The sequence below is a fragment of the Oceanobacillus massiliensis str. N'diop genome (assembly GCF_000285495.1).
Lineage (GTDB): Bacteria > Bacillota > Bacilli > Bacillales > Amphibacillaceae > Oceanobacillus > Oceanobacillus massiliensis.
Window position 1 is genome coordinate 66799 of the sequence record NZ_HE610980.1, and the last position, 22114, is coordinate 88912.

A 22114-nucleotide genomic window follows, 5' to 3' on the forward strand; every position below is an offset into this window, starting at 1 on the left:
ATAATTTATACTATGGTTTGACATCATGGATTGACTATGCGGCTGTCTATAATTCTGAGCATTTATCACATCTTAACAGGATATTGAAATAAATTTCATGGCATGATAGAATTATTTCTTGCAAGATAAAAAATAAGAATAACGACTACCAACCATTTATATCTTGCAAATATGAATGAACAGGTGGTATTAACATGGAAAGCAAGCAAAATTATCAGGTTTTACTGTATTACAATTATGTGCATATCGAGGATCCGGAGAGCTTTGCAATGGAGCATCTCCAATTTTGTAAAGATCTTGAGTTAAAGGGTCGGATTTTAGTAGCACATGAGGGAATCAATGGAACTGTTTCTGGAACGATTGAACAAACGAATAAATATATGGAAGCAATGCATGAAGATCCACTATTTGCGGACATGGTATTTAAGGTAGACGCTCATGATGGCCACGCATTCAAGAAAATGCACGTGCGTCCCCGCAATGAATTGGTAACACTTCGCCTGGAAGATGATATTAATCCGCATGAAACAACAGGAAAATATTTGGAACCAGAAGACTTTTATAAAGCAATGCAGGATGAGAACACGATTGTATTGGATGCCCGTAATGATTATGAATATGATCTGGGACATTTCCGAGGCGCTGTTCGCCCTGATGTTAAGACATTCCGCGATCTGCCTGAATGGGTCCGTGAAAATAAAGATATCCTCGAAGGCAAAAAGGTATTGACCTATTGTACTGGCGGCATTCGCTGTGAGAAATTTTCGGGATGGCTGTTAAAAGAGGGATTTGAAGATGTGGGGCAATTACATGGCGGAATTGTAACCTACGGAAAAGATCCACAGGTCCAAGGTGATTTATGGGATGGTCAATTATATGTATTTGACGAGCGCATCGCTGTGCCGGTCAATCAAAAAGAACACGTTGTAGTCGGCGTTGACTATTTTGATGGACAGCCTTGTGAACGATATGTAAATTGCGCAAACCCAGAATGCAATAAACAAATTCTCTGTTCTGAAGAAAATGAGCATAAATATATGCGCGGATGTACACATAAATGCCGTGTCAGCCCACGTAATCTGTATGTAAAAGAGCATAATCTAACCACTGAAGAAGTTGAAGCAAGATTGCAAGTGCTTGGAGAAAGCGCGAAGCAGGAAGCATAAAGACAGGCATACGGCAAGGCATTAGGCCGATTCCTAGGCGAAATGCATAATAGATGAAAAGCCCTAATCATTTAGGGCTTTTTTTTATGGAGAAATTTCCCCTTCTGTAAGAGAAAAATTAATTTTGCACGTACAGAAGGCGGGATATTTAGAAAATAATGGTTGATTACTGATATATCCTTAAATTTCCTGATATATTTTTTGCAGTTTATATAAACAACAGCTTTCATCTATAATACTTTATTCAAGAAATCCTTTGCCCTTTCCGTCTTCGGTTCTGTGAAGAATTCCTTAGGATTGCCTTCCTCCAGCAAAACACCATCATCTAAGAATAGCACCTTATCGGCAACCTCTTTGGCAAAGTTCATTTCATGCGTAACAATGATCATTGTCATTCCGGTATCGACCAGGTCCTTCATCACATCCAGTACTTCTTTTACCATCTCAGGATCCAGGGCCGATGTAGGCTCATCAAAGAGCATGATATCCGGTTCCATTGCAAGCGCTCTGGCGATGGCAACTCGCTGCTTTTGGCCACCGGACAACCGATTTGGATAAGCATTTTCCTTATCAGTCAATCCAACCTTAGCAAGGAGCCGCTTGCCATTTTCCACTGCTGTCTCTTTTGCTTCCTTTTTTACTTTTTGGGGAGCATATATAACATTTTCCAATACAGTCATATGGGGAAAAAGGTGGAAATGCTGAAAAACCATCCCAATATTCTTCCTGATTTCCAATTTATTCACTTTGCCGTCCGTAATTTTCACATCTTCTATATAGATATCTCCTGTGGTTGGCTGCTCCAGAAGATTCAAGCAGCGCAGGAAAGTGGATTTCCCGGACCCGGATGGCCCAATCACGGTTACAACCTCTCCCTTATTGATGGTTGTGGAGATATTTTTAAGAACCTCATTCTTTCCAAACACCTTGGTTATATTCGATGCCTTAATCACTCTGTCTCATCCTCCTTTCGACAAGTGCACCAATTTTAGTGAGTATGAACACCATCACCCAATAAATCAGTGCTGCAAATAGGAGTGGTTCGAAATTGCTGTATAAATTAGCGCCCGTAATCTGCGCACGGCGCATCAGATCCAGATAACCGATTGTCGATACGATTGCCGATTCCTTTGTCAATGTTATAAACTCATTCATCAATGCAGGAAGTATGTTTTTAAATGCCTGCGGAAGGATGATATTCAGCATCATGGAACGATATGGAACTCCCAGCGCTTCTGCAGCTTCCGTTTGCCCACTGTCCACCGCCATAATACCCGCACGGATAATTTCAGACACATAGGCAGCAGAATTTAATCCAAATGCCAGCACAGCAGACAGGAATGGCGATATATCATATCCAGTCAGCTGTGGTACCGCAAAATAAATGATCATTAATTGCAGGATTAGCGGTGTACCTCTGAAAATCGATGTATATGCGTCGGCTAGCCACTTCAATAGTGGCGCCTTGGTAATTTTGCACAATGCCAATAATGTCCCTAGAATGAAACCTATCACAATCGATACAATTACAAATTTTAATGTTGACCCTATTCCTTCCAATATAAAAGGAATATAAGGCACGATTTGGCTAAAATCCAAATTCATGCCCTTTCACCCCGTTTCTCCTGATGCAATTTTTTTATTCTGACTCGGTTAACCATTTTTCTTTCAGTTCGTCTAATTTACCGTTTGATTCAAGCTCCTCAAGCGCCGCATTCACATCTTCCACCATTTCGCTTCCCTTAGGAAATGCAGCAGCCATTCCCGGCGATACAGTTGTCGGATCATCAAACCCTACAAAACCTTGGGATTCTATATATCCAGCGGCCACTTCTTTATCCATATACATGACATCGATACGGTTGGATTTCATTTCCTGTACCAATATTCCTGCATCATCCACTTTCTTCACTTCGAAACCATATTCTTCACTTAAGGTATCTGCCCCTTCTTCCTGGATTGTTCCAAGCTGGACACCTACAATCTTTCCTTCAAGATCTTCAAGTGCTTCAATCGGTTCTTCTGCCCTTGTTACAAACATTTCTCCCGAGCGATTATATTCTGTGGAGAAATCGACGTTTTTCTTGCGGTCTTCCGTAGCACTCATCCCGGACATTACCATATCAACACGCTCAGCCTGCAGCGCTGCAATCAGCCCATCAAAACTCATATCTTCAATTTGCAGTTCATAACCCAATTCATCAGCAATCAGTTGAGCGAGTTCAATGTCAAACCCTTCAAAATTACCTTCCGTATCACGTGATTCAAACGGTGGAAAATCTGCTGATGTTCCCATAGTTAATACTTCTTTTTCTCCTGATCCTTCTGAATTCGTGTCTGTTTCTGTTCCGCTTTCCCCGCATGCCACCAAAAAAGTGATCAGTAATATTCCTACTGCTAGCTTACCAAATAAATTTTTCATCTTTCTCTCCCCTTTTGTCATTAATCAGAATATTTGTTTTAATTATGGTTTATTTTATCATTATTTGACGGTTTAATATATAATTTTTTTATTTCATTCTATTTATCTCGAATTCTTCTTGAATTGTTCTCAATAAATCAGCGTCTGTTAAAATGTCATAGCCTGTCATGGCTAATGATAATGCTCCGTCCCGAAGTGCCTGGTGGCCATCTCCGGTAATGGTCTGATCGGCAAATTCCTTTGTATGAGGGATTAGACCTGGCTTATTCATTCCGATGTATGGGTGAATGGCAGGAACGACCTGACTAACATTGCCCATATCAATCGAGCCGTATGAATCCTTTGCAGGCAGCACAGGATAAGAGCTCGTTTTCTTTAGATTCTCGGTAAATTTCTTCGATAATGCCTCGTTGGTAATCATATTGTCATAGCTTAATTCATAATTGGAGATTTCCAGTGAAGCACCCGTCATCAATGCCGCTCCTTCAGCAATTTGCTTCACCTTACGAACCACTTCATCCAGATAACTCCGGTTTTTTGCCCTAACGTAAAATTGTGCAATAGCTTTGTCGGGGACTACATTAGCGGCTTGTCCGCCCTCTGGAATAACTCCATGAATTCTAACGTCAGATGTTACATGCTGTCTAAGTGCATTAATGCCATTAAATAGTTGAATAACACTATCCAGTGCATTAATGCCTTTTTCCGGAGACGCAGCAGCATGTGCAGATTTTCCCGAGTAGCTGAACTGAATGGCATCCATCGCGAGGGACTCACCACTTTCATAGGAAACATCTCCTGGATGAACAATCATGGCTGCATCAATGTCAGAGAATGTTCCCTGTTCACTCATTGCCACCTTAGCACCATTGGTCTCTTCTGCAGGAGTCCCGAGTACCACGATACTCCCTCCAGTCTCATTTACTAGTTTACTAAGTGCCACGCCAGCGCCTGTACTCATTGTTCCTATTAAATTATGACCACAGCCATGACCAACTCCTGGCAATGCATCATATTCTGCTAAATAAGCAATTCTCGGACCGGGCTTCCCGCTGTTATACTCAGCTTTAAAAGCTGTCGGAAGATCAACCGTCCCCGTCTCTACCACGAAATCATGCTCTTTAAGAAAATCAGCGAGTAACTGCATGGACTGATATTCCTGATTCCCAAGTTCAGGATTCTCATATAAATGATCACTCATATCCCAGAGACTTTGAATAATCTTTTCTATCTCTTTATCCAATAGATTTTTCATCATTTCCTCCATCATTTATGTATATTTATTAGTTTGTATGTATATTTATAGCACGAATTTACTAATTTAGGCAATACCTAAAAATAAGATAGTATTTTCTGACTAATTATCGGAAAAGGATTACAGTACCTAAATTAAAAAAGGTAAAGAAAAAGAGCACCGCAAAGCGCAAGTGCTCATCATTCTAGATTATCAATAGGCTTTTGCCCAATAAACCATTTCTTTTGCTTCTTTTCCGCAGCATACACATTTATCAGCAACTTTTTCCTGTTCAAATGGAATACAGCGGGAGGTTGCTGTCGTTTCTTCTTTAATCTTTTCTTCGCAAGCAGCGTCTCCACACCACATCGCTTTAATAAATCCGCCTTTTTGATCAAGCGTTTGTTTGAATTCTTCCATATTGGTTGCCACGGTTGTCATTTCATTCCGGTGCTCCAATGCCTTTGCATATAAATTGGATTGAATTTCTTCCAATAAGACGGGCAGGCGATCATTCAATTCGCTTAATGCAACAAATTCTTTATCGCCTGTATCACGGCGAACCAGGACAACCTGTTCCTTTTCAATATCCTTTGGTCCCATTTCAATTCGTACAGGGATCCCTTTCATTTCATACTCATTGAATTTCCAGCCAGGCATCTTATCACTGCCATCAATATCAACCCGCACTATGTCCTTCAACTGATCTCGCAATGCATAGGCTTTATCCAATACGCCCTCTTTATGCTGTGCAATCGGAACAATCATTGCTTGTGTAGGCGCGATGCGCGGTGGAACGACCAAGCCGCGGTTATCCCCGTGTACCATGATTAATGCACCCATAATACGTGTAGATAGTCCCCATGATGTTTGATGGACAAATTGGCTCTCGCTATTTTCATCCAAATACGTAATATCAAATGCTTCTGCAAATCCTGAACCAAAATGATGGGACGTACCAGATTGCAATGCTTTTCCGTCATGCATCAGGCTCTCAATCGTCAGTGTATATTTTGCGCCTGCGAATTTTTCTTTGTCTGTCTTACGGCCTTTCAGCACCGGTACAGCAAGGTAGTTTTCCACTAAGTCTGCATAGACACCGAGCATTCTATCCGTTTCCTGTGATGCATCCTCATCTGTCGCATGCGCTGTATGGCCTTCCTGCCAGTGGAATTCAGATGAACGTAAAAATGGACGAGTCGTCTTTTCCCAGCGGACAACATTTGCCCATTGATTATAAAGCTTAGGCAAATCGCGGTACGAATGAATATTTTTAGAATAGTAATCACAGAAAAGCACTTCAGAGGTTGGGCGGACAGCGATTCGCTCTGTCAGCTCATCATCACCGCCATGGGTTACCCATGCAACTTCTGGCGCAAAGCCTACGACATGGTCCTTCTCCTTTTGCAGAAGGCTTTCAGGAATAAACATTGGAAATGCCACATTGGAATGTCCCGTTTCCTTAATCTTACGGTCCAGCTGATCTTTGATATTTTCCCAAATTGCGTAGCCATAAGGCTTGATAATCATCGTTCCGCGGACCTGTCCATAATCAACCAGCTCTGCCTGCTTTACAACGTCTGTATACCATTGTGCAAAGTCCTCTTCCATAGCCGTTATTTTTTCAACAAATTGTTTGTTTTTCTTACCCAAAATGAACACCTCATTCAATTTATATTAGGAAAGCCTTAAAAGACACAAAAAATCCTCCATCCGAAAAAGGGACCGAGGTCTGGTGGTACCACCCTTGTTTGCAATAAGAAAGGCATTGCACACTTAGCTTGATAACGGTTATTAACCGCGCACACCTTAAAAGCGCATAGCCTTCCAGCGGCGAACTCAGGAGGCAGGTTCCAATCCATGTCTTTGGAAATTTTCAGCAGCCATTTCCTCTCTTAAAAAGACAATTAAATGTACTAATCCTCTTCAACGTTTCGTGTATTTCATATTAAATATATAGGCTCTAATTTATAAAGTCAAGTTCCCCCTATATCTCTTTAGGCACTCGGCTTAGATCTTCATTTGAAAATCGGATAATCGGTGAAGTTGGACCCCCATAGTCATTGTCCTTGGTCCTGCGCTCCTGGATTTTATCATCAAACCACTTTTGCTCCAAGAGAATTCTTAAAGTGCCCTAATGCCCATTCATGGCCAGCCTGATTAAAGCTCGCAACCGCATCTTGGTGAACCACGATTTTAAATCCTTTATTATAGGCATCTACTGCGGTATGAAGGATACAAATATCAGTGCACACTCCAATTAGATGCACTTCCCCTATTCCCCGTTCACGCAGCTTGATTTCCAAATCGGTTCCAGCGAAGGCACTATATCTTGTTTTATCGAAATAATAGACATTTTCACTTTGGCTAATCGTTGCATACAATTCGGCTAATTCCCCGTACAGCTGGCGTCCAGCAGTTCCAACAATATTATGGGGCGGGAACAGCCTTGATTCCGGGTGATGCTTATCCCCTTCGTTATGCGCATCAATTGCAAAGACCACATAATCTCCGCCGGCTGAAAATTCCTTCGTAAGCTCAACAATCCTTTTTTCAATTGCCTGTCCAGGTTTTCCAGTGGTCAGTTTCCCTTCATCTGCTACAAAATCATACGTATAATCCACATTGATCAATGCCCGATTTGTCATATACAGTTCCCCCTTTTTATAGTGATAGTTCAGTTCGCAATTCGCGGAATAAACATTCTTAGCTTACTGCTGCTATACCGAAACAATTGCATATCCCTGTCCACCACAAGAGATATGAATACGGCAAAAGCGTTTTCACTGTCTGGATGAATGTGCCTAAAATAACATCAGTACAAAAAACCAAATAATCATAACGGCCTGAATAGCTATCTTTGCGAATGTGCCCCCAAGAAATCCCAGCAGTGAACCGAATGATGCACGCAGAGCTTCTCCGGCAGTCCTTTTCTGTATCATTTCTATAATAAAGACTACGATAAAAGGAACGTAGATAATTCCAAATGGCGGTGTAATAAACGAGCCGAGGATAACGGCTATTGCAGCTCCCCGTTCGCCCCATTTGCTTCCGCCGTATTTTTTAACAAAATAACTGTTCGCGATAAGGTCTGCCGCAATGAGAAGGATGGTGAATAAAACCATAATGATCCAGAATAATGTATTGAGTTCATTTCCATCCAGCACAAATTGATAGAGCAAAAATCCTACCCACAATACGAGAACGGATGGAACAATCGGGAACAGTATTCCTATGAAACTCAAAATAAACATGGCCACAATCACAATCCAAATAATAACGTCTAACATAATGTCCTCCAATCAATCCATTAAATATATCGGTATTTTTTATTTGCAGAAACCCAATATGGAAATATACGACACTTCCCGTTGACTCTTGAAAGCAGCTGCCACAGAGCCTTGCTGCACATACAGCCTGCATCGCCATCGCTCTTCCTTTATCGTTTCCAAAACGGCAATCGTTGAAACAGCCCAAGTTTAAGCAGATTTATTGAAAAACATGCTGGATAGCTTCGTCTCCTCTTTCTTCCATATTCGTTTATAGTTTTCCAGATGCTTCATGATGCTTAGTAGCGACAGCACAACAACAATTGATGCTGGGCCGACTCCGAAAAACATATAGGTCGTCACCAGAAACGAAAGATACATGCATAAAACACCTACAACGAGATAATCCGTTGCAAGGGAAAATACCAGCAGGATTCCAATTCCTATGACGGCAACCTTCCAGTCAATTGCAAGCAGTACGCCAACAAGTGATGCCGTACCTTTGCCGCCGCTGAACTTCATCGTTACTGGATAGTTATGACCTATAATAACAAATAATGCAGTAATATATACCATTAACTTCTGTTGACTGCTGCTAAAACCGGCTTCACTAATTATGAATAACACCAGTAAAATTGCTAATGTTGCCTTAAAAATATCGATTAACGCGACCAAAATTCCATATTTCCAGCCAAGCAGAATGGTCGCATTGGAAGCACCTGCATTTTTAACGCCGGAATTTTTAATGTCTATGTTCTTTAGTTTCCCCACCAGATGTGATCCGTGCATACAACCGAATAGATACCCGATCAAAATTGAAACAAGGTAATACACGCCTCCCCCTCCTCCCTAATAAAAGTATATTATACAACTGTTAACAATGATTACTGTTCGATTAACCCGCCCGGCAGCTTATCCATTTTCAAAAGCTGCTGTTTATGACATATTGCCAGTACCATTGCATCCCTTCTGCATCCTCAGGTCTTTTCGCACAGTTTGTCAAAATAATATTAATGCGTAACGTAATATAAAATTACTATATGTTTGTTTTTTCTTTGCTGCTTCATCTTAAAATCCCTCTCAAGCCATGCAAGTCACTTTTCATTGTAAATACCTAAAGCACATCCTGCAATCATATCTGTTATTATAATAATATATCTATTTTTAGGAGAAAAGCTTCCATGAAAGGTTTTACTGGCATTTTAACAACTTGGATAGTGATTATATTATTTCTGGCCATTCTATTTTTCGTTTATAACCGGCAGCAGGATGAGCGCTATTTATATTTAGGCGAAGATGCTCCAATACCAACAGAAGTTCATCCATTGGTGGAAGAGAGTAAGCATGCATTAGTGGAAAGAGCTGCCGAAAAGGATATTGCGGTTATTATTACGGCAGAGACCCGGTCCTTCGAAAGGCAGAATCAATTATACAAACAGGGAAGATCCACTGAAGGAAACATTGTAACAAATGCAGAAGCCGGAGAGTCTTATCATAATTATGGACTGGCAATTGACTATGCTATCGAAAAGAGTTCAGGAGAAATCACCTGGGATATCCATTATGATGGGAATGAAAATGGCGAATCGGACTGGTTTGAAGTTGCTGAAATAGGAAAGGAATTAGGTTTTGAATGGGGGGGAGACTGGAACAGTTTCAAAGATTACCCTCATCTGCAGATGACTTTCGGTCTTCACATCGATCAGCTTCAACATGGCTACCGGCCTGCAGATAAAGCTTCCAAGGAATAACCATTTTGGACTTGTATGATAAATAAGTCTATATTTAATAAAAGATATTTCGATCCTATAGGAGGAATGCTCGTGGAGATTAAAGGAATTCACCATGTATCTGCCATTACCGCAGATGCTAAAAAGAATTATCAGTTTTATACAGAAGTTCTCGGTATGCGTCTCGTCAAAAAAACAGTTAATCAGGATGACACTTCCGTCTATCATCTATTCTATGCAGATGAAAAGGGGAATCCCGGAACAGACTTGACTTTCTTCGAGATACCAAATGCGGGGAATACATATCCTGGGACCGGCAGTATTTCCGCTACTTCACTTCGTGTTCCAAATGATGCAGCGCTTGAATATTGGAATTCCCGGCTGACAGAATATGAAGTAGATCATGATGGAATTTCCATCCAGGGAGAACGCAAAGTGATTCATTTTCGTGATCATGAAAAACAGCGATTGCTCCTTATCTCTGATGAGAATAATACCGGTGTACCCGGCGGAAAAGTCTGGGACCAGAGCCCAGTGCCCGCGGATAAAGGTATTATTGGACTTGGTCCCTCTAGATTAACGGTACGGAATCCAGACCCCACTGTAGAAATTTTAACGAAGCTTCTGACACTCAAACAAGTTGGCAGTTATCCTTCCAACATCGATGGCCAGCCGGATATAATTGTATTTTCAACAGGCGCAGGAGGAACTGGTGCAGAGATCCATCTGGAAGCAAGGAAGGATCTCCCTCAGGAAAGACCAGGACGGGGAAGTGTACATCATGTTGCATTTCGGGTTGAAGACAAAGAGGAATTGACGAAGTGGAAAAATAGACTGGAAGATATTCAACTGCCTAATTCAGGTATGGTTGAACGGTATTATTTTAAATCGCTCTATTTCAGAGACCCGAATGGGATTTTATTTGAACTTGCAACTGACGGACCGGGATTTGCCACAGACGAAGATTTTGATCATCTGGGAGAATCACTCGCATTGCCTCCATATATTGAAAGTCAACGAACAAAGATTGAATCTAAACTCAGGCCACTGGATACAAAAAGTTCGCACTAATTTTAATGTGCGATCTTTTTTGTATCCTATTTTCTGAATGATTGTTGCTGGCAAACTGCTTGACTAGCTCAATAGCTGATTCACGCCACAGGAAACGCAAAGCTGGATTTGTGATTGTACGCCGTACACATTATTCTATTGATTCTTCCTGTCCTCTTCCTTATCATCTTCCTTATCATCCTCTGGCAAAGGATCAACCGAATGTTTATAACTATATCCCTTTGATAATGTGGTAAGCGATAGCAGCACAACTAGCCCGACGACTATAATGGATGCAATACCTACAGTTATATATGTTGCCATTCTTTATACTTCACCTCGTTCTGCAGCAAATCTGATAGTTACAGATTAAACTACAACTGCATCCATTTCAATAGTTTAATAATACTGATTCAATCCCAATATTTTTCATTGAAATCTGATTAATATAGCGTATTCAGTATTATTCTAGAGGATGTTTCAGTATCCACAAGCTCCTCCTTCCTAAACGCTTGATTTGCAGGCAAATTACAAATTATCAAAATATACAATGTTTGAATGTGGGGTTATATATCTATACCATTATAAATATGAATGCTGCCCCCATTTCTGCCATTCTCTTTTTTTCGCCAGCACACAGTGATATATACCCAGTAAAAAGTCACTAAACAGAAAAAATAATCACGACTACTTATCTAAAAACAGGGAGGTCTTTTAGACTTGAAGAAATTATTGTACGTACTATTATTGGCTTCATTCTTGATGTTGCTAACAGCTTGTGGTGGATCAGACGATACTGCAAGTGGTGAAGATGAAGGCAGCGGAAGCACATTGGAGCAATTACAGGAAGATGGATCGGTTACAATTGGATTTGCCAATGAAGCACCATACGCTTATGAAGAAGACGGGGAGCTGAAAGGAGCATCCGTAGATATCGCCAAAGCCGTGTTTGCTGAACTTGGAATTGATGAGATGGATTCACAATTATCCGAATGGGGGCAACTGATTCCCGGTGTCCAAGCAGGGCAGTTTGACGTTATAACTGCTGGTATGGCAATAAACCCGGATCGCTGTGAAAATGCAGCCTTCAGTGAACCTACGATGCAGTACGGTGAAGGGCTGATAGTCGAGGCCGGAAATCCACTCGGGATTGAAAGCTATGAAGATATTGCCAATAATCCGGACGTTACTGTTGTCGTAATGGAAGGTGCGACCGAAATTGAATTTTTAAAATCAGAAGGTGTGAGTGAAGATCAGATCCAGACTGCACCCGATATTCCTGCAACATTCTCAGCTGTACAATCCGGACGTGCCAATGTTACAACTGGTACTGAAATGACCGTTAAAATGGCACTGGAGTCAGCTGATACAGATGCATTAGAATTTGTTGAATCATTCGAGCAGCCTGACATAGAAGGCGTACCAAGCTATGGTGGTGCAGCGTTCAGCTTGGAAAATACCGAATTACGCGATGCTTATAATGAAAAATTAGCGGAGTTAAAAGAAGATGGAACAATATCCGAATTACTAGAAGAAAATGGCTTTAACGGTGAAACGAATTTTGTTCCCGTTGATGCAGTAACAACTGAAGCACTTTGCAGCGGGGAAGCTTTATAACCGAAAATTTGCAGCCTCAGGATCATAGGAAGCAATAACTCCATAGGGTCGGTTCCCTCACCCAGGGGACTGACCCTATGTTTTTTCCTGGGAAGACCTTGTTTACATATTATTATAGTTTAATTTAATTGGTTTGCTTATATGCGAACCGCTTTACTGGAAGATTGCTCCCTAAAAAATGGTTACTGCCAGCAAGCATCCTGAGTTTAATCCACAATACTAAAACACTATGTTTCCGTAAACAACGCATGGAAAGCAATAAAACGATAAAGGAGTGGTTACGATGAATGCGATAATGGAGATTTTCCCACAACTTGCCAGAGGGCTTGTAATCACTGTTTCTGTCCTGCTCGCATCAGCAGCCTTTGCTTACCTGATGGCATTCATTGCAGGTTTAAGCCGACTTTCTTCAAATATTTTCTTACGTAAATTCACAGGTCTTTATGTTGAAATTTTTCGCGGGACCTCTCTAATTGTTCAGTTGTTCTGGCTCTATTATGCAATCCCGATGCTTTTCGATATTCGCCTCGGCTCCAATTGGTGGATTGGAGTCATTGCAATTGGCCTGAACTATGGAGCATACCTGTCAGAGGTGGTCCGTGGATCAATCCTTTCTGTTGCGAAAGGTCAAACCGAAGCCGCAACAGCCCTAAATATGTCCCGTTTTCAAAGAATGCGGCTGATCATTTTCCCGCAGGCTATTCGCATGATGCTGCCTGAGTTCGGAAATTATACCATCCAAATGTTAAAAGGGACATCGTTGGTATCGCTGATTGGATTGAACGATATTTTATATTATGGAGATATTATTAGGAGTTCCAGTCTTTCTCAAGCACCTGTCGTATACCTATTAGTACTTGTTTTCTACTTTATTCTTGCCCTTCCATTAATCTGGCTGACAAGAAAAGGTGAAAGCATTTCTAAGAAAGGAGTGGCTAGTTAATGAATACTACTTACTGGAGCTGGGATACGTTTTTTGAAGCACTCCCTATCGTTCTTCAAGGCTTGGGCATTACTGTTGGCCTGACTATAACTTGTTATTTGTTTGCTCTTCTATTTGGCTTTGTCTGGACATTTCTACGGAGAGTGCCTAATAAAGCTTTTAACTGGATCATTACATGGGTTATGGAATTTATCCGATCGACTCCCCCACTCGTCCAATTATTCTTTATCTACTATGCATTTCCAATGATACCTGGCATTGGACTTACTTTAAGCCCATTCACAAGTGCGGTGATTGGACTTGGTGTGCATTTCAGTACATATATTGGAGAAATCTATCGATCAGGCATCGAAAGCGTCGATAAAGGGCAATGGGAGGCCTCGAGGGCATTAAACTTTACGACGGTCGACAAATGGAAGAAGATTATTTTACCGCAGGCTGTGCCCCCAACCATTCCAATGCTGGGAAACTACTTTATTATTATGTTTAAAGAAGTTCCGCTTGCCTCTACCATAAGTGTCGCTGGTATAATGTTTATGGCAAACAGCTATGGCGCTCAAAATTGGTCATATTTGGAGCCATTAACCATTGTCGGAATTATTTTCTTATTATTAAGCTACCCATCCGCAATCCTGATTAAAAAGCTTGAAGTAAAAATGAATACTCGCTTTGACAAAAATGCGATTGTAAAAAGCGATAAAAAAGGAGCAATCATGTAATGTCTGAACCAATTGTAAAATTCCAGAATGTACATAAATCGTTTGGAGATGTGAATGTTTTAAAAGGAATCGATTTAGATATTCATCCGGCCGAAAAAGTAGCAGTCATCGGTCCGAGTGGTTCCGGGAAGACAACGATTATAAGGATGCTGATGACGCTGGAGGAACCGACTTCCGGAGATATTATCGTCGATGGGACAAACTTGTGGAAGATGGATAAGAATGGCCAAATGGTGAAGGCGAATGAGAAGCATTTAAGACAGGTCCGCGGAGATATCGGGATGGTGTTCCAGCACTTCAATCTCTTTCCGCATATGTCTATCCTGGAAAACTGCATGACTGCACCTATCCATGTTAAAAAGGAAAACAAAGCTGATGTCCGCGATCGTTCCATTCAAATGCTTGAGCGAGTCGGGCTTGGTGATAAGTTAGATAATTATCCAAGCCAGCTTTCGGGCGGACAGAAGCAGCGTGTGGCGATGGCCCGTGCCTTGGTCATGCGTCCAAAGATTATGCTGTTTGATGAAGTAACCTCCGCACTGGACCCAGAGCTTGTTGGAGAAGTCCTTGAGGTAATCCGCGATATTGCCAAACACGATGACATGGCAATGGTGCTTGTTACCCATGAAATGGACTTTGCACTGGATATAGCGGATAAAGTTCTATTCCTTGATGAAGGTGTTATCGCAGAACAGGGAACAGCCAGTCAGGTTATCGAGCATTCGACAGATGAACGCCTGCAGGAATTCCTGCACAGATTCAGAAGATAGCTTTATTGCAGGACTCCCACCGAGTGGGAGTCCTGTTTCTCTTCTCAAGCGCTCATTCAAGTTCCCCGACAATTCCACTGTATCCAATAGGGCAATAAAAAAGCTGCGAACACATATGATGTTCACAGCTAATCAGCTATTTCACTAAATCCTCACCAATTATTTTAACTTCCCGTTCCAATTTCACATCGAATTTCTGCTTTACTGTAGACTGTACAAAATGAATCAGGTCAATATATTCCTTCGCTGTCGCGTTATCCTTATTGACGATAAAGCCTGCATGTTTTAGAGAAACCTGGGCTCCACCTATCTGTTTACCCTGCAGGTCGCTGTCCTGAATCAGCTTACCGGCAAAATAGCCTGGTGGTCGCTTGAAGACACTCCCACATGAAGGATATTCCAGTGGCTGTTTTGTTTCCCGGCGATTAGTCAAATCATCCATGATTTCCTTAATGGCCTCATGTTCTCCCTGCCTTAGGGTAAATGTTGCCTCAAGCACAATATAGCCATTATCTGGAATATTGCTGGTTCGATAATCCAAATCCAGCTGTTCAGCAGTAAGTGTCAGTATCTCCCCTTCTCTGTTTGCCACTACTGCACTTGTCAGGACATCTTTAATCTCGCCGCCATAGGCACCTGCATTCATAAATAGCGCTCCACCGACAGACCCCGGGATTCCGCATGCAAACTCCAGTCCAGTCAGACCTTGGCTTAAAGCTTCTCTTGAAACATCAATAATCCGCGCTCCGCTTTGAGCAATAAGCCTATTGCCGTCTGTACTTATGTCTGAGAGCTTTTGCAAATTCAAAACAATGCCGCGGATGCCGCCATCTTTTACGATTAAGTTAGATCCGTTGCCAAGCATCGTAAAGGCAATTGCTTCCTGATTGGCAAGCTTTATGATTTCCTGTACCTGTTCATAAGTTTCTGGCACCACATAGAAATCCGCCTTCCCTCCTAAACGGGTATACGTATGATTCCTTAGGAGTTCATTTACCATCACATTACGCTCAGATGTTAGTTTAATTAATTTTTCGTACATATGATGATTTTCTGTCACGCATATCATTCCTTTAAAATTATCTCTATTCATTGTAAGTTATTGCCCAGTATCTTGCCACAAAAAAGAATGTATCATTTTGTCTACTTCTTTATTTTCGTGGAGACCGCTATGTCCAAGCGAGTCATCCTCAATCATGATCTCATGATAGTTATCATTCGGTATAATGTTTCGTAAAGACTGGACGCTTTCTGGGAGTGCAACAATATCTCCTGTACTTCCGATGCTTAACACTTCAATGTCATCGGGGAACGGACTTTTTCTGAGCAGCTGAAGCGCCAATGAATCGGGTTTTAGGTCCGCTGCAGCTGGATCTTTATGGATCTGAAAGTATTCTTCACTGTAGATCCCATCAAATGGGCTTCCAATCGTTATGAGTTTATTTACTTTTGGATAGCCGTTTTTCTCACTCTCCATAGCATATTTGACCGCCATTATTCCCCCCATGGAATGTCCCACAAGGTTGACGGAATCAATATGGTATTTTTCCTTCATATGAAGAAGTACAGATGAAATCCATTCGGAACTATCTGCAAAGCTTGCACGATTGTCTTCCAGAACAATTTGGATGAACGTAGGAGCGTACTTCCCTTTACTCAAGTTATAATCGCGAATTTGTCCCTCTTTGGAAACAAAGTAAACAAATCCTTTTTTTCCCCATTTATATTCATTTTCAAACCTGTCGAGCATATGGCGAAATGAATTCGCTGTTCCCTTATATCCATGGATAAATACAGTCGGTTCAGCGGTATAGTGTTCTGATTTCGCCTTATTTGGAACAGAGAGTATCGTAATAATTCCTAAAGCCAGCAGCAGAGCAGCAGAAATCTTTATCATCAGCTTATTCGTCAAAAATCTTCCCTCATTTATGTTATATTTCCGCGGTGTTTTCTATAATAGATAAACGATGTGAAAATAATTATTTGATATGTCTCTATTATACCATCGGAAGATTCTTCTTAAAGGTGAATAACAAAAAAATTCATATAAATTTCTTATTATTATTTGGCTCTTTTCGTAAGTATTGTTGTTATTTCTAACTCTGTATTTGATAAAAACAGCGACGTAACAGCAACGGCCGATTTGCGCTCCGGACAGTCGCTTTCCGCGGGCAACGCTTCAGCTTCCTCAGAAGCAAAAACGGCTTCTTGCGGGATCTTCAGCTGTTGCTTTTCCCGCTGGAGTCGACTGCCCTGCGCTCCAATCAATCAGCCTAATAATCGAATATCAGTAATTTGATTCAGAAAGCCAAATCACAACGGAGGAAATACACGGAGACTCCAGCGGGAAAGCGAAGTGTATTTCCGGAGTGGAGATAAGCTCATCATCAAGTTACGTCGCATTTTATATATTTTATGTAAAAACAACAAACTTTGAGAAAACAGCCTATTATTTTCTCTGCCTGTTATTTTCCCTGCAAAAGGCTGTCTATTTTATGGAATGCCGGCTCTCCATTTTCATATGTTGCAATATAACGGAATCCAGCCGACTGTAACAGATCCAGCGAATCTTTGAACCGATAGCCAAGGGTTGTCTCCACATGGGAATCCGAACCAAGGGTAATGATTTCTCCACCGCAATTTTTATAAAGCTCCAGAATGTCTTTGCTGGGCATACCATTATCCAGGCCATATCTGAAGCCCGATGTATTCAGTTCAATACCCTTTCCGGCTGGTATGATTTCCTTAAATATATCCCCAATAATACCATGGAAGCTCTCCTTGCTCTTTTCCTTTGAGTATCGCTTAACAAGATCAATATGCCCCAGGATACTAAATCCTTTGTATTCCTTTATGCATTCATACAGTTCCTGATAATAGGTGCCATACGCTTCTTCTACAGTCCGCCCCTCAAAAAATTCCCCTGAATGCAGGTCCTTTCCGTCTGTTGAATGCATGGAACAAATAACGAAGTCAAAGTCTTCTGTTTTCATCAATGATTCGTATCTTGACAGCAGATGCGGCTGCAGCCCAATTTCCACACCTTTTTTAATCCGGATTTGATTCATATAGGTATGCTGCATTTCTTTTATCTTTTTATCATATTGACTTAAATCAAATTCAAAGATCCAGTTCTTATCCGGATAATCGTAGTCAATATGTTCGGTAAAACAGATTTCCTCTAGCCCCATCGCTATTGCCTTTTCAATTGTCGTCTCCATGGTAGTGTTGCAATCGGCAGAAAAATCACTGTGAATATGATAATCAAACATACTATCCGCTCCCCTATTGGTTGACTTTATTCTATATCATTATTATAATACTATATAACTTTAATTAGTTAAAGTGATAAAGTGATAAAGAGCTTTAAAAGGGAGTTTTTCAATTGAAAAGAAATAGGACTGAATTGAGCAGGAACAAAAATGTAGAAGACTTTCAAATGAGAGATGATTTAATCACCACTTTAAAAAAACGCTTTACCACCTATGGATATAAACAAGTACGCACTTCCACGCTTGAATTTTATGATATGTATTCCGATATTACCGGAACTATAAATAAAGATGAAATGGTTAAGGTAATTGATACATCCGGCAAAGTCCTTGTTTTACGTCCTGATGTAACAATTCCTATTACTAGGATAACAGCTGCCAATCAGAATTCCAACGCCTTAAACCAGCGCCTATTCTATGTGCTTGATGTCTTCCGCCAAACAGGAGGGACTCCTAATCAAAAAGAAAGCACACAGGCGGGGGTCGAGTTCTTCGGGGAAAATACGCCTGAAATCGATTCTGAAGTAATTATGCTGGCAATCCATACATTAAAAGACTTAGGATTTAAAAATTTCAAAATAGAGATTGGCCATGCCGGGTTTTTTAAGGATTTGATTCAGCAAGCCTCCTTGACGGAACAGGAATTGGAGCTCCTGCAAAATCTCATTCAATCAAAAAATATGGCTGAAATTGAGATTTTCCTTGATGGCCTGTCCATTGATAGTGAATGGAAGTCAGCAATCGAAACAATACCAATGTTATATGGAGAGCCTGCAACAGTGATCCAGCAGGCAGAGAAAATAATCCGCAGCAGTAAAATGCAGCACGTTCTCCATAATTTAATTGACGTATATGAGGTATTAAAAGATTACGGCGTAAATGATGATGTCATCTTTAATCTTGGTTTAATAAACAATATGGATTATTACACAGGGGTTATCTTCCAAGGATTCGTTGGCAAAGTCGGCCAGCCTGTACTTATGGGTGGCCGCTATGACCATTTAGGAGAGCAGTTCAATCATGCAATGCCGGCCATCGGCTTTGCCTTTGAAGTGGACTATCTGCTTCAGGCTATACGCCAGCAAGGTCTTTCTGAACCTTCCAGCCAATCCGTAGACATTATCATTTATTATACAAAGGAAAAACAAAGAGAAGCCTTAATTGCGGCATACAAACTTCGAAATAATGATTATCAGGTTCTCACCTTTGCCGAAGCGTCCATTAGTCCGAAACCTATTCCTGCCGCATGTATCGCCAGGTTTGAAAAAGAGCAGAATTTATTTGCCGGCAGGAATAATACAGCACGAATGTTTTCTGATACAAAGGAACTCACATCACTAATTCTGGCCAATAGGGAGGATTTTTAATTGCAAAGCATAACACTCGCACTGGCAAAAGGACGTCCAGCCAAAAGCACAATCGACCTTTTAAAGAAAGCAGGCATCCAGTTTAATGATTTCCATGAAAAAAGCAGGAAGCTCGTTTTCTATAATGATGATCAATCCATTAAACTAATTTTCGTAAAGGCTCTCGATGTCCCAACCTACGTAGAAAAAGGCGCCGCAGACATTGGCATTGTCGGTAAAGACAATATTCTGGAGTCTCAGGCAGATGTATATGAATTACTAGACTTAAAAATTGGGAAATGCAAATTCGCTGTTGCAGGAAAAAAAGACCATATTTCCGATCAAGGACAGCAACTGACGATAGCAACAAAATATCCTAACATCGCCAAAAACCATTTTGCAAAAAAGGGACAATCGATTGAAACGGTAAAACTGAATGGATCCGTCGAACTTGCCCCACTTATCGGACTGGCAGATTATATTGTGGATATCGTAGAAACCGGCAGCACTTTAAAAGAAAACGGCCTGGTCGTTATCGAAGACATTGAAACGATCAGTACCAGATTAATCGTAAATAAGGCAAGCTTTGCCACAAAATCAGCAGAAGTGCAGCAATTTATCAATCTATTAAAATCCACTTTGGAGTGATTCATAATGAAACTATTAACAGCAGAACAATTTGTGAAGGATTTGGAGGCTAGCCAAGATTCCATATCCAGTAATGAACAGGAGCTTGATCAAACGGTACTGGAAATTATTAGACAGGTACGGAACATTGGCGATAAAGCATTATTCAGTTATACTGAAAAATTCGATCAGGCAAAATTGGATTCTCTTATTGTTACAGAAGAAGAATTTGCGGAGGCACAGCAGCTCGTTGAACCAGAATTCCTTACTGCCTTAAGGCAGGCAAAGGAAAACATCGAAGCTTTCCACATGGCACAGAAGGAATATTCATGGTTTATGAATAAGGAGCCGGGGATTATGCTTGGCCAAAAGGTCACCCCGTTGGAGAAGGTTGGCGTTTATATCCCAGGCGGAAAGGCTGCCTATCCTTCAACCGTGCTGATGGACGTGATTCCCGCTAAGCTGGCCGGTGTCGATAGAATCGTTTTGACCACACCCCCACAGCCAAACGGCAAGATCAATCCATATGTACTGGCTGCTGCCCAGGTTGCTGAAATCTCTACCATTTATAAGGTGGGTGGGGCACAGGCAATCGCTGCATTGGCATACGGAACAGAAACAATTGAGAAAGTTGCCAAAATCGTCGGACCTGGAAATGCCTTCGTAGCCCGTGCAAAAAAATGGGTTTATGGCGATGTAGCAATCGATATGATTGCAGGCCCAAGCGAAATCTGCGTCGTTGCAGATGAAACAGCACCAGCAAGTTATGTGGCAGCAGATTTACTTTCTCAGGCAGAGCATGATGAATCTGCAAGTGCGATCTGCATAACGATCAGCAAGAATGCTGCAGAACAGATTAAGAAAGAAATCGAAAAGCAAACAGCACGTCTGGAACGAAAAGAAATTATCGAACGGTCCATCACACAAAATGGCACTATCATCGTTGCTGCAGATTTAACAGAAGCCTTTGCACTCGTTAATGAAATTGCACCAGAGCACTTACAACTGATGATTGAAAATGCCTCTGAGAAGCTGCAGTATATCAAAAATGCCGGTGCCATCTTCCTCGGGAATTATTCACCTGAGCCTTTGGGAGATTACTATGCGGGTCCGAACCATACTTTACCAACAAACGGTACCGCCAAATTTGCTTCACCGCTTGGTGTCTATGATTTCATGAAAAAATCGAGTATTATCAGCTATTCCAAAGAAGCAATTCAACAGGCAGCTGACTCTATTATTACCATCGCAAACGTGGAAGGATTAAGCGCACACGCGAATTCCATTCGCATCAGAAAGGGTGAGCCAAATGCGTAATGCAAGCGTCAAAAGAAAGACGAATGAAACTTCGATAGCTTTGGACTTTAATATAGATGGAACAGGTACTTCTTCTATCCATACAGGTGTAGGCTTCCTCGACCATATGTTAACACTGATGACTAAACACGGCCTCTTTGATTTAACGGTAACATGTGATGGAGATTTGGAGGTCGATCAGCATCATACCGTAGAAGATATAGGAATTGCACTAGGCCAAACTTTTCTTGAAGCTTTAGGCAATAAAGAAGGGATTAGCCGATATTCAACCGTGACAACACCAATGGATGAGGCACTATCGACCGTTTCGCTCGATATAAGCGGCCGGCCATACTTTGTATATAATGTAGAGGGATTAAAGGATAAGGTTGGCAGCTTCGATACAGAACTGGTAGAAGAATTTTTCCAGGCTTTTGCAAGCAATGCCAAGGTGACCCTTCATATCAATCTTGCATATGGAAGTAACACCCACCACATGATTGAATCCATATTTAAAGGATTTGGCCGCGCCTTGGATCAGGCAACACAAAAGAACCCAAGGATAAAAGGCATTCCTTCCACTAAAGGAAGTTTATAAAAAACGGTGGGACATCGAAACGAAATGCTGCTCTATCACAATATCGAATAATAAA

24 protein-coding genes and 1 other annotated feature are annotated in these 22114 nt (G+C 41.2%); of the genes, 11 read left to right on the forward strand and 13 right to left on the reverse strand.

The features are described from left to right. Positions 1-194 precede the first annotated feature (194 nt). The gene (gene trhO / locus OMHG_RS15495) at positions 195-1166 is read left to right on the forward strand and encodes an oxygen-dependent tRNA uridine(34) hydroxylase TrhO (protein ID WP_010651804.1); all 972 of its coding nucleotides are present in this window, start codon (positions 195-197) and stop codon (positions 1164-1166) included. Positions 1167-1396: 230 nt separating this feature from the next. Here trhO and OMHG_RS15500 read toward each other — a convergent pair whose 3' ends face one another. The 8 genes from OMHG_RS15500 to OMHG_RS15535 form a co-directional block, all read right to left on the reverse strand. Next, positions 1397-2119 carry an amino acid ABC transporter ATP-binding protein gene (locus OMHG_RS15500; protein WP_010651805.1) on the reverse strand — a complete coding sequence of 241 codons (723 nt, stop codon included), beginning with the start codon at positions 2117-2119 and terminating at the stop codon, positions 1397-1399. After that, a complete protein-coding gene (locus OMHG_RS15505) occupies positions 2112-2771 on the reverse strand; it encodes an amino acid ABC transporter permease (RefSeq protein ID WP_010651806.1) in 660 nt (219 codons plus the stop codon). Before OMHG_RS15505 ends, OMHG_RS15500 begins: the two co-directional genes overlap by 8 nt. 34 nt (positions 2772-2805) lie before the next feature. Then, positions 2806-3588: a transporter substrate-binding domain-containing protein gene (locus OMHG_RS15510; RefSeq protein WP_010651807.1), complete on the reverse strand. Its 783-nt coding sequence runs from the start codon at positions 3586-3588 to the stop codon at positions 2806-2808. Positions 3589-3676: 88 nt separating this feature from the next. Further along, positions 3677-4843, reverse strand: a complete 1167-nt coding sequence (locus OMHG_RS15515; protein WP_010651808.1) for a M20 family metallopeptidase — start codon at positions 4841-4843, stop codon at positions 3677-3679. A gap of 192 nt (positions 4844-5035) precedes the next feature. Next, a complete protein-coding gene (gene proS, locus OMHG_RS15520) occupies positions 5036-6475 on the reverse strand; it encodes a proline--tRNA ligase (protein WP_010651809.1) in 1440 nt (479 codons plus the stop codon). A 64-nt stretch (positions 6476-6539) separates the two neighbouring features. Continuing rightward, positions 6540-6761 (reverse strand) — a binding site (T-box leader). Positions 6762-6918: 157 nt separating this feature from the next. After that, positions 6919-7470: a cysteine hydrolase family protein gene (locus tag OMHG_RS15525; RefSeq protein WP_010651810.1), complete on the reverse strand. Its 552-nt coding sequence runs from the start codon at positions 7468-7470 to the stop codon at positions 6919-6921. Between the two features lie 156 nt (positions 7471-7626). Beyond that, the gene (locus OMHG_RS15530; protein WP_010651811.1) at positions 7627-8112 is read right to left on the reverse strand and encodes a DUF456 domain-containing protein; all 486 of its coding nucleotides are present in this window, start codon (positions 8110-8112) and stop codon (positions 7627-7629) included. Between the two features lie 189 nt (positions 8113-8301). Then, positions 8302-8925 carry a glycerol-3-phosphate acyltransferase gene (locus OMHG_RS15535; protein WP_010651812.1) on the reverse strand — a complete coding sequence of 208 codons (624 nt, stop codon included), beginning with the start codon at positions 8923-8925 and terminating at the stop codon, positions 8302-8304. Between the two features lie 347 nt (positions 8926-9272). On the opposite strand from OMHG_RS15535, the gene OMHG_RS15540 reads away from it, so the two are divergent. Both OMHG_RS15540 and OMHG_RS15545 read left to right on the forward strand, forming a co-directional pair. Continuing rightward, positions 9273-9842, forward strand: coding sequence for a M15 family metallopeptidase (locus tag OMHG_RS15540; RefSeq protein WP_010651813.1), 570 nt, complete (start codon positions 9273-9275; stop codon positions 9840-9842). Positions 9843-9914: 72 nt separating this feature from the next. Then, entirely contained in the window at positions 9915-10892 is a 978-nt protein-coding gene (locus OMHG_RS15545) for a ring-cleaving dioxygenase (RefSeq protein WP_010651814.1), read from the forward strand. 135 nt (positions 10893-11027) lie between these two features. Here OMHG_RS15545 and ytzI read toward each other — a convergent pair whose 3' ends face one another. Next, on the reverse strand, positions 11028-11195 hold the full coding sequence (gene ytzI, locus OMHG_RS18065; RefSeq protein WP_010651815.1) for a YtzI protein: 168 nt from the start codon (positions 11193-11195) through the stop codon (positions 11028-11030). 396 nt (positions 11196-11591) lie between these two features. Here ytzI and ehuB point away from each other — a divergent pair, with 396 nt between their 5' ends. The 4 genes from ehuB (at position 11592) to ehuA (ending at position 14920) form a co-directional block, all read left to right on the forward strand. Then, positions 11592-12488, forward strand: a complete 897-nt coding sequence (gene ehuB, locus OMHG_RS15550; protein ID WP_010651816.1) for an ectoine/hydroxyectoine ABC transporter substrate-binding protein EhuB — start codon at positions 11592-11594, stop codon at positions 12486-12488. A gap of 283 nt (positions 12489-12771) precedes the next feature. Beyond that, positions 12772-13431 carry an amino acid ABC transporter permease gene (locus OMHG_RS15555; protein ID WP_010651817.1) on the forward strand — a complete coding sequence of 220 codons (660 nt, stop codon included), beginning with the start codon at positions 12772-12774 and terminating at the stop codon, positions 13429-13431. Next, a complete protein-coding gene (gene ehuD / locus OMHG_RS15560) occupies positions 13431-14150 on the forward strand; it encodes an ectoine/hydroxyectoine ABC transporter permease subunit EhuD (RefSeq protein WP_010651818.1) in 720 nt (239 codons plus the stop codon). The genes OMHG_RS15555 and ehuD overlap by 1 nt, the downstream gene beginning before the upstream one ends. Further along, positions 14150-14920 (forward strand): ectoine/hydroxyectoine ABC transporter ATP-binding protein EhuA, encoded by a 771-nt coding sequence (ehuA, locus tag OMHG_RS15565; RefSeq protein WP_010651819.1) that lies wholly within the window; start codon positions 14150-14152, stop codon positions 14918-14920. The genes ehuD and ehuA overlap by 1 nt, the downstream gene beginning before the upstream one ends. Before the next feature lie 136 nt (positions 14921-15056). Here the strand turns inward: ehuA and murB are convergent, their stop codons facing one another. From murB to OMHG_RS15585, 4 genes are all read right to left on the reverse strand, one after another. Beyond that, the gene (gene murB / locus OMHG_RS15570) at positions 15057-15980 is read right to left on the reverse strand and encodes a UDP-N-acetylmuramate dehydrogenase (RefSeq protein WP_010651820.1); all 924 of its coding nucleotides are present in this window, start codon (positions 15978-15980) and stop codon (positions 15057-15059) included. Positions 15981-16019: 39 nt separating this feature from the next. Then, positions 16020-16832 carry an alpha/beta fold hydrolase gene (locus OMHG_RS15575; protein WP_010651821.1) on the reverse strand — a complete coding sequence of 271 codons (813 nt, stop codon included), beginning with the start codon at positions 16830-16832 and terminating at the stop codon, positions 16020-16022. Positions 16833-16981: 149 nt separating this feature from the next. Continuing rightward, positions 16982-17188 carry a hypothetical protein gene (locus OMHG_RS18620; protein ID WP_010651822.1) on the reverse strand — a complete coding sequence of 69 codons (207 nt, stop codon included), beginning with the start codon at positions 17186-17188 and terminating at the stop codon, positions 16982-16984. 197 nt (positions 17189-17385) lie between these two features. After that, on the reverse strand, positions 17386-18192 hold the full coding sequence (locus OMHG_RS15585) for a histidinol-phosphatase HisJ family protein (RefSeq protein WP_010651823.1): 807 nt from the start codon (positions 18190-18192) through the stop codon (positions 17386-17388). A gap of 113 nt (positions 18193-18305) precedes the next feature. Between OMHG_RS15585 and hisZ the strand changes: the two genes are divergently transcribed. The 4 genes from hisZ to hisB are packed head-to-tail and all read left to right on the forward strand — an operon-like array spanning position 18306 to position 22059. Continuing rightward, positions 18306-19559 carry an ATP phosphoribosyltransferase regulatory subunit gene (hisZ, locus tag OMHG_RS15590; protein WP_010651824.1) on the forward strand — a complete coding sequence of 418 codons (1254 nt, stop codon included), beginning with the start codon at positions 18306-18308 and terminating at the stop codon, positions 19557-19559. Next, a complete protein-coding gene (gene hisG / locus OMHG_RS15595) occupies positions 19560-20186 on the forward strand; it encodes an ATP phosphoribosyltransferase (RefSeq protein ID WP_010651825.1) in 627 nt (208 codons plus the stop codon). 6 nt (positions 20187-20192) lie between these two features. Next, a complete protein-coding gene (hisD, locus tag OMHG_RS15600; RefSeq protein WP_010651826.1) occupies positions 20193-21482 on the forward strand; it encodes a histidinol dehydrogenase in 1290 nt (429 codons plus the stop codon). Continuing rightward, positions 21475-22059 carry an imidazoleglycerol-phosphate dehydratase HisB gene (hisB, locus tag OMHG_RS15605; protein WP_010651827.1) on the forward strand — a complete coding sequence of 195 codons (585 nt, stop codon included), beginning with the start codon at positions 21475-21477 and terminating at the stop codon, positions 22057-22059. Before hisD ends, hisB begins: the two co-directional genes overlap by 8 nt. The last annotated feature ends 55 nt before the right edge of the window (positions 22060-22114 follow it).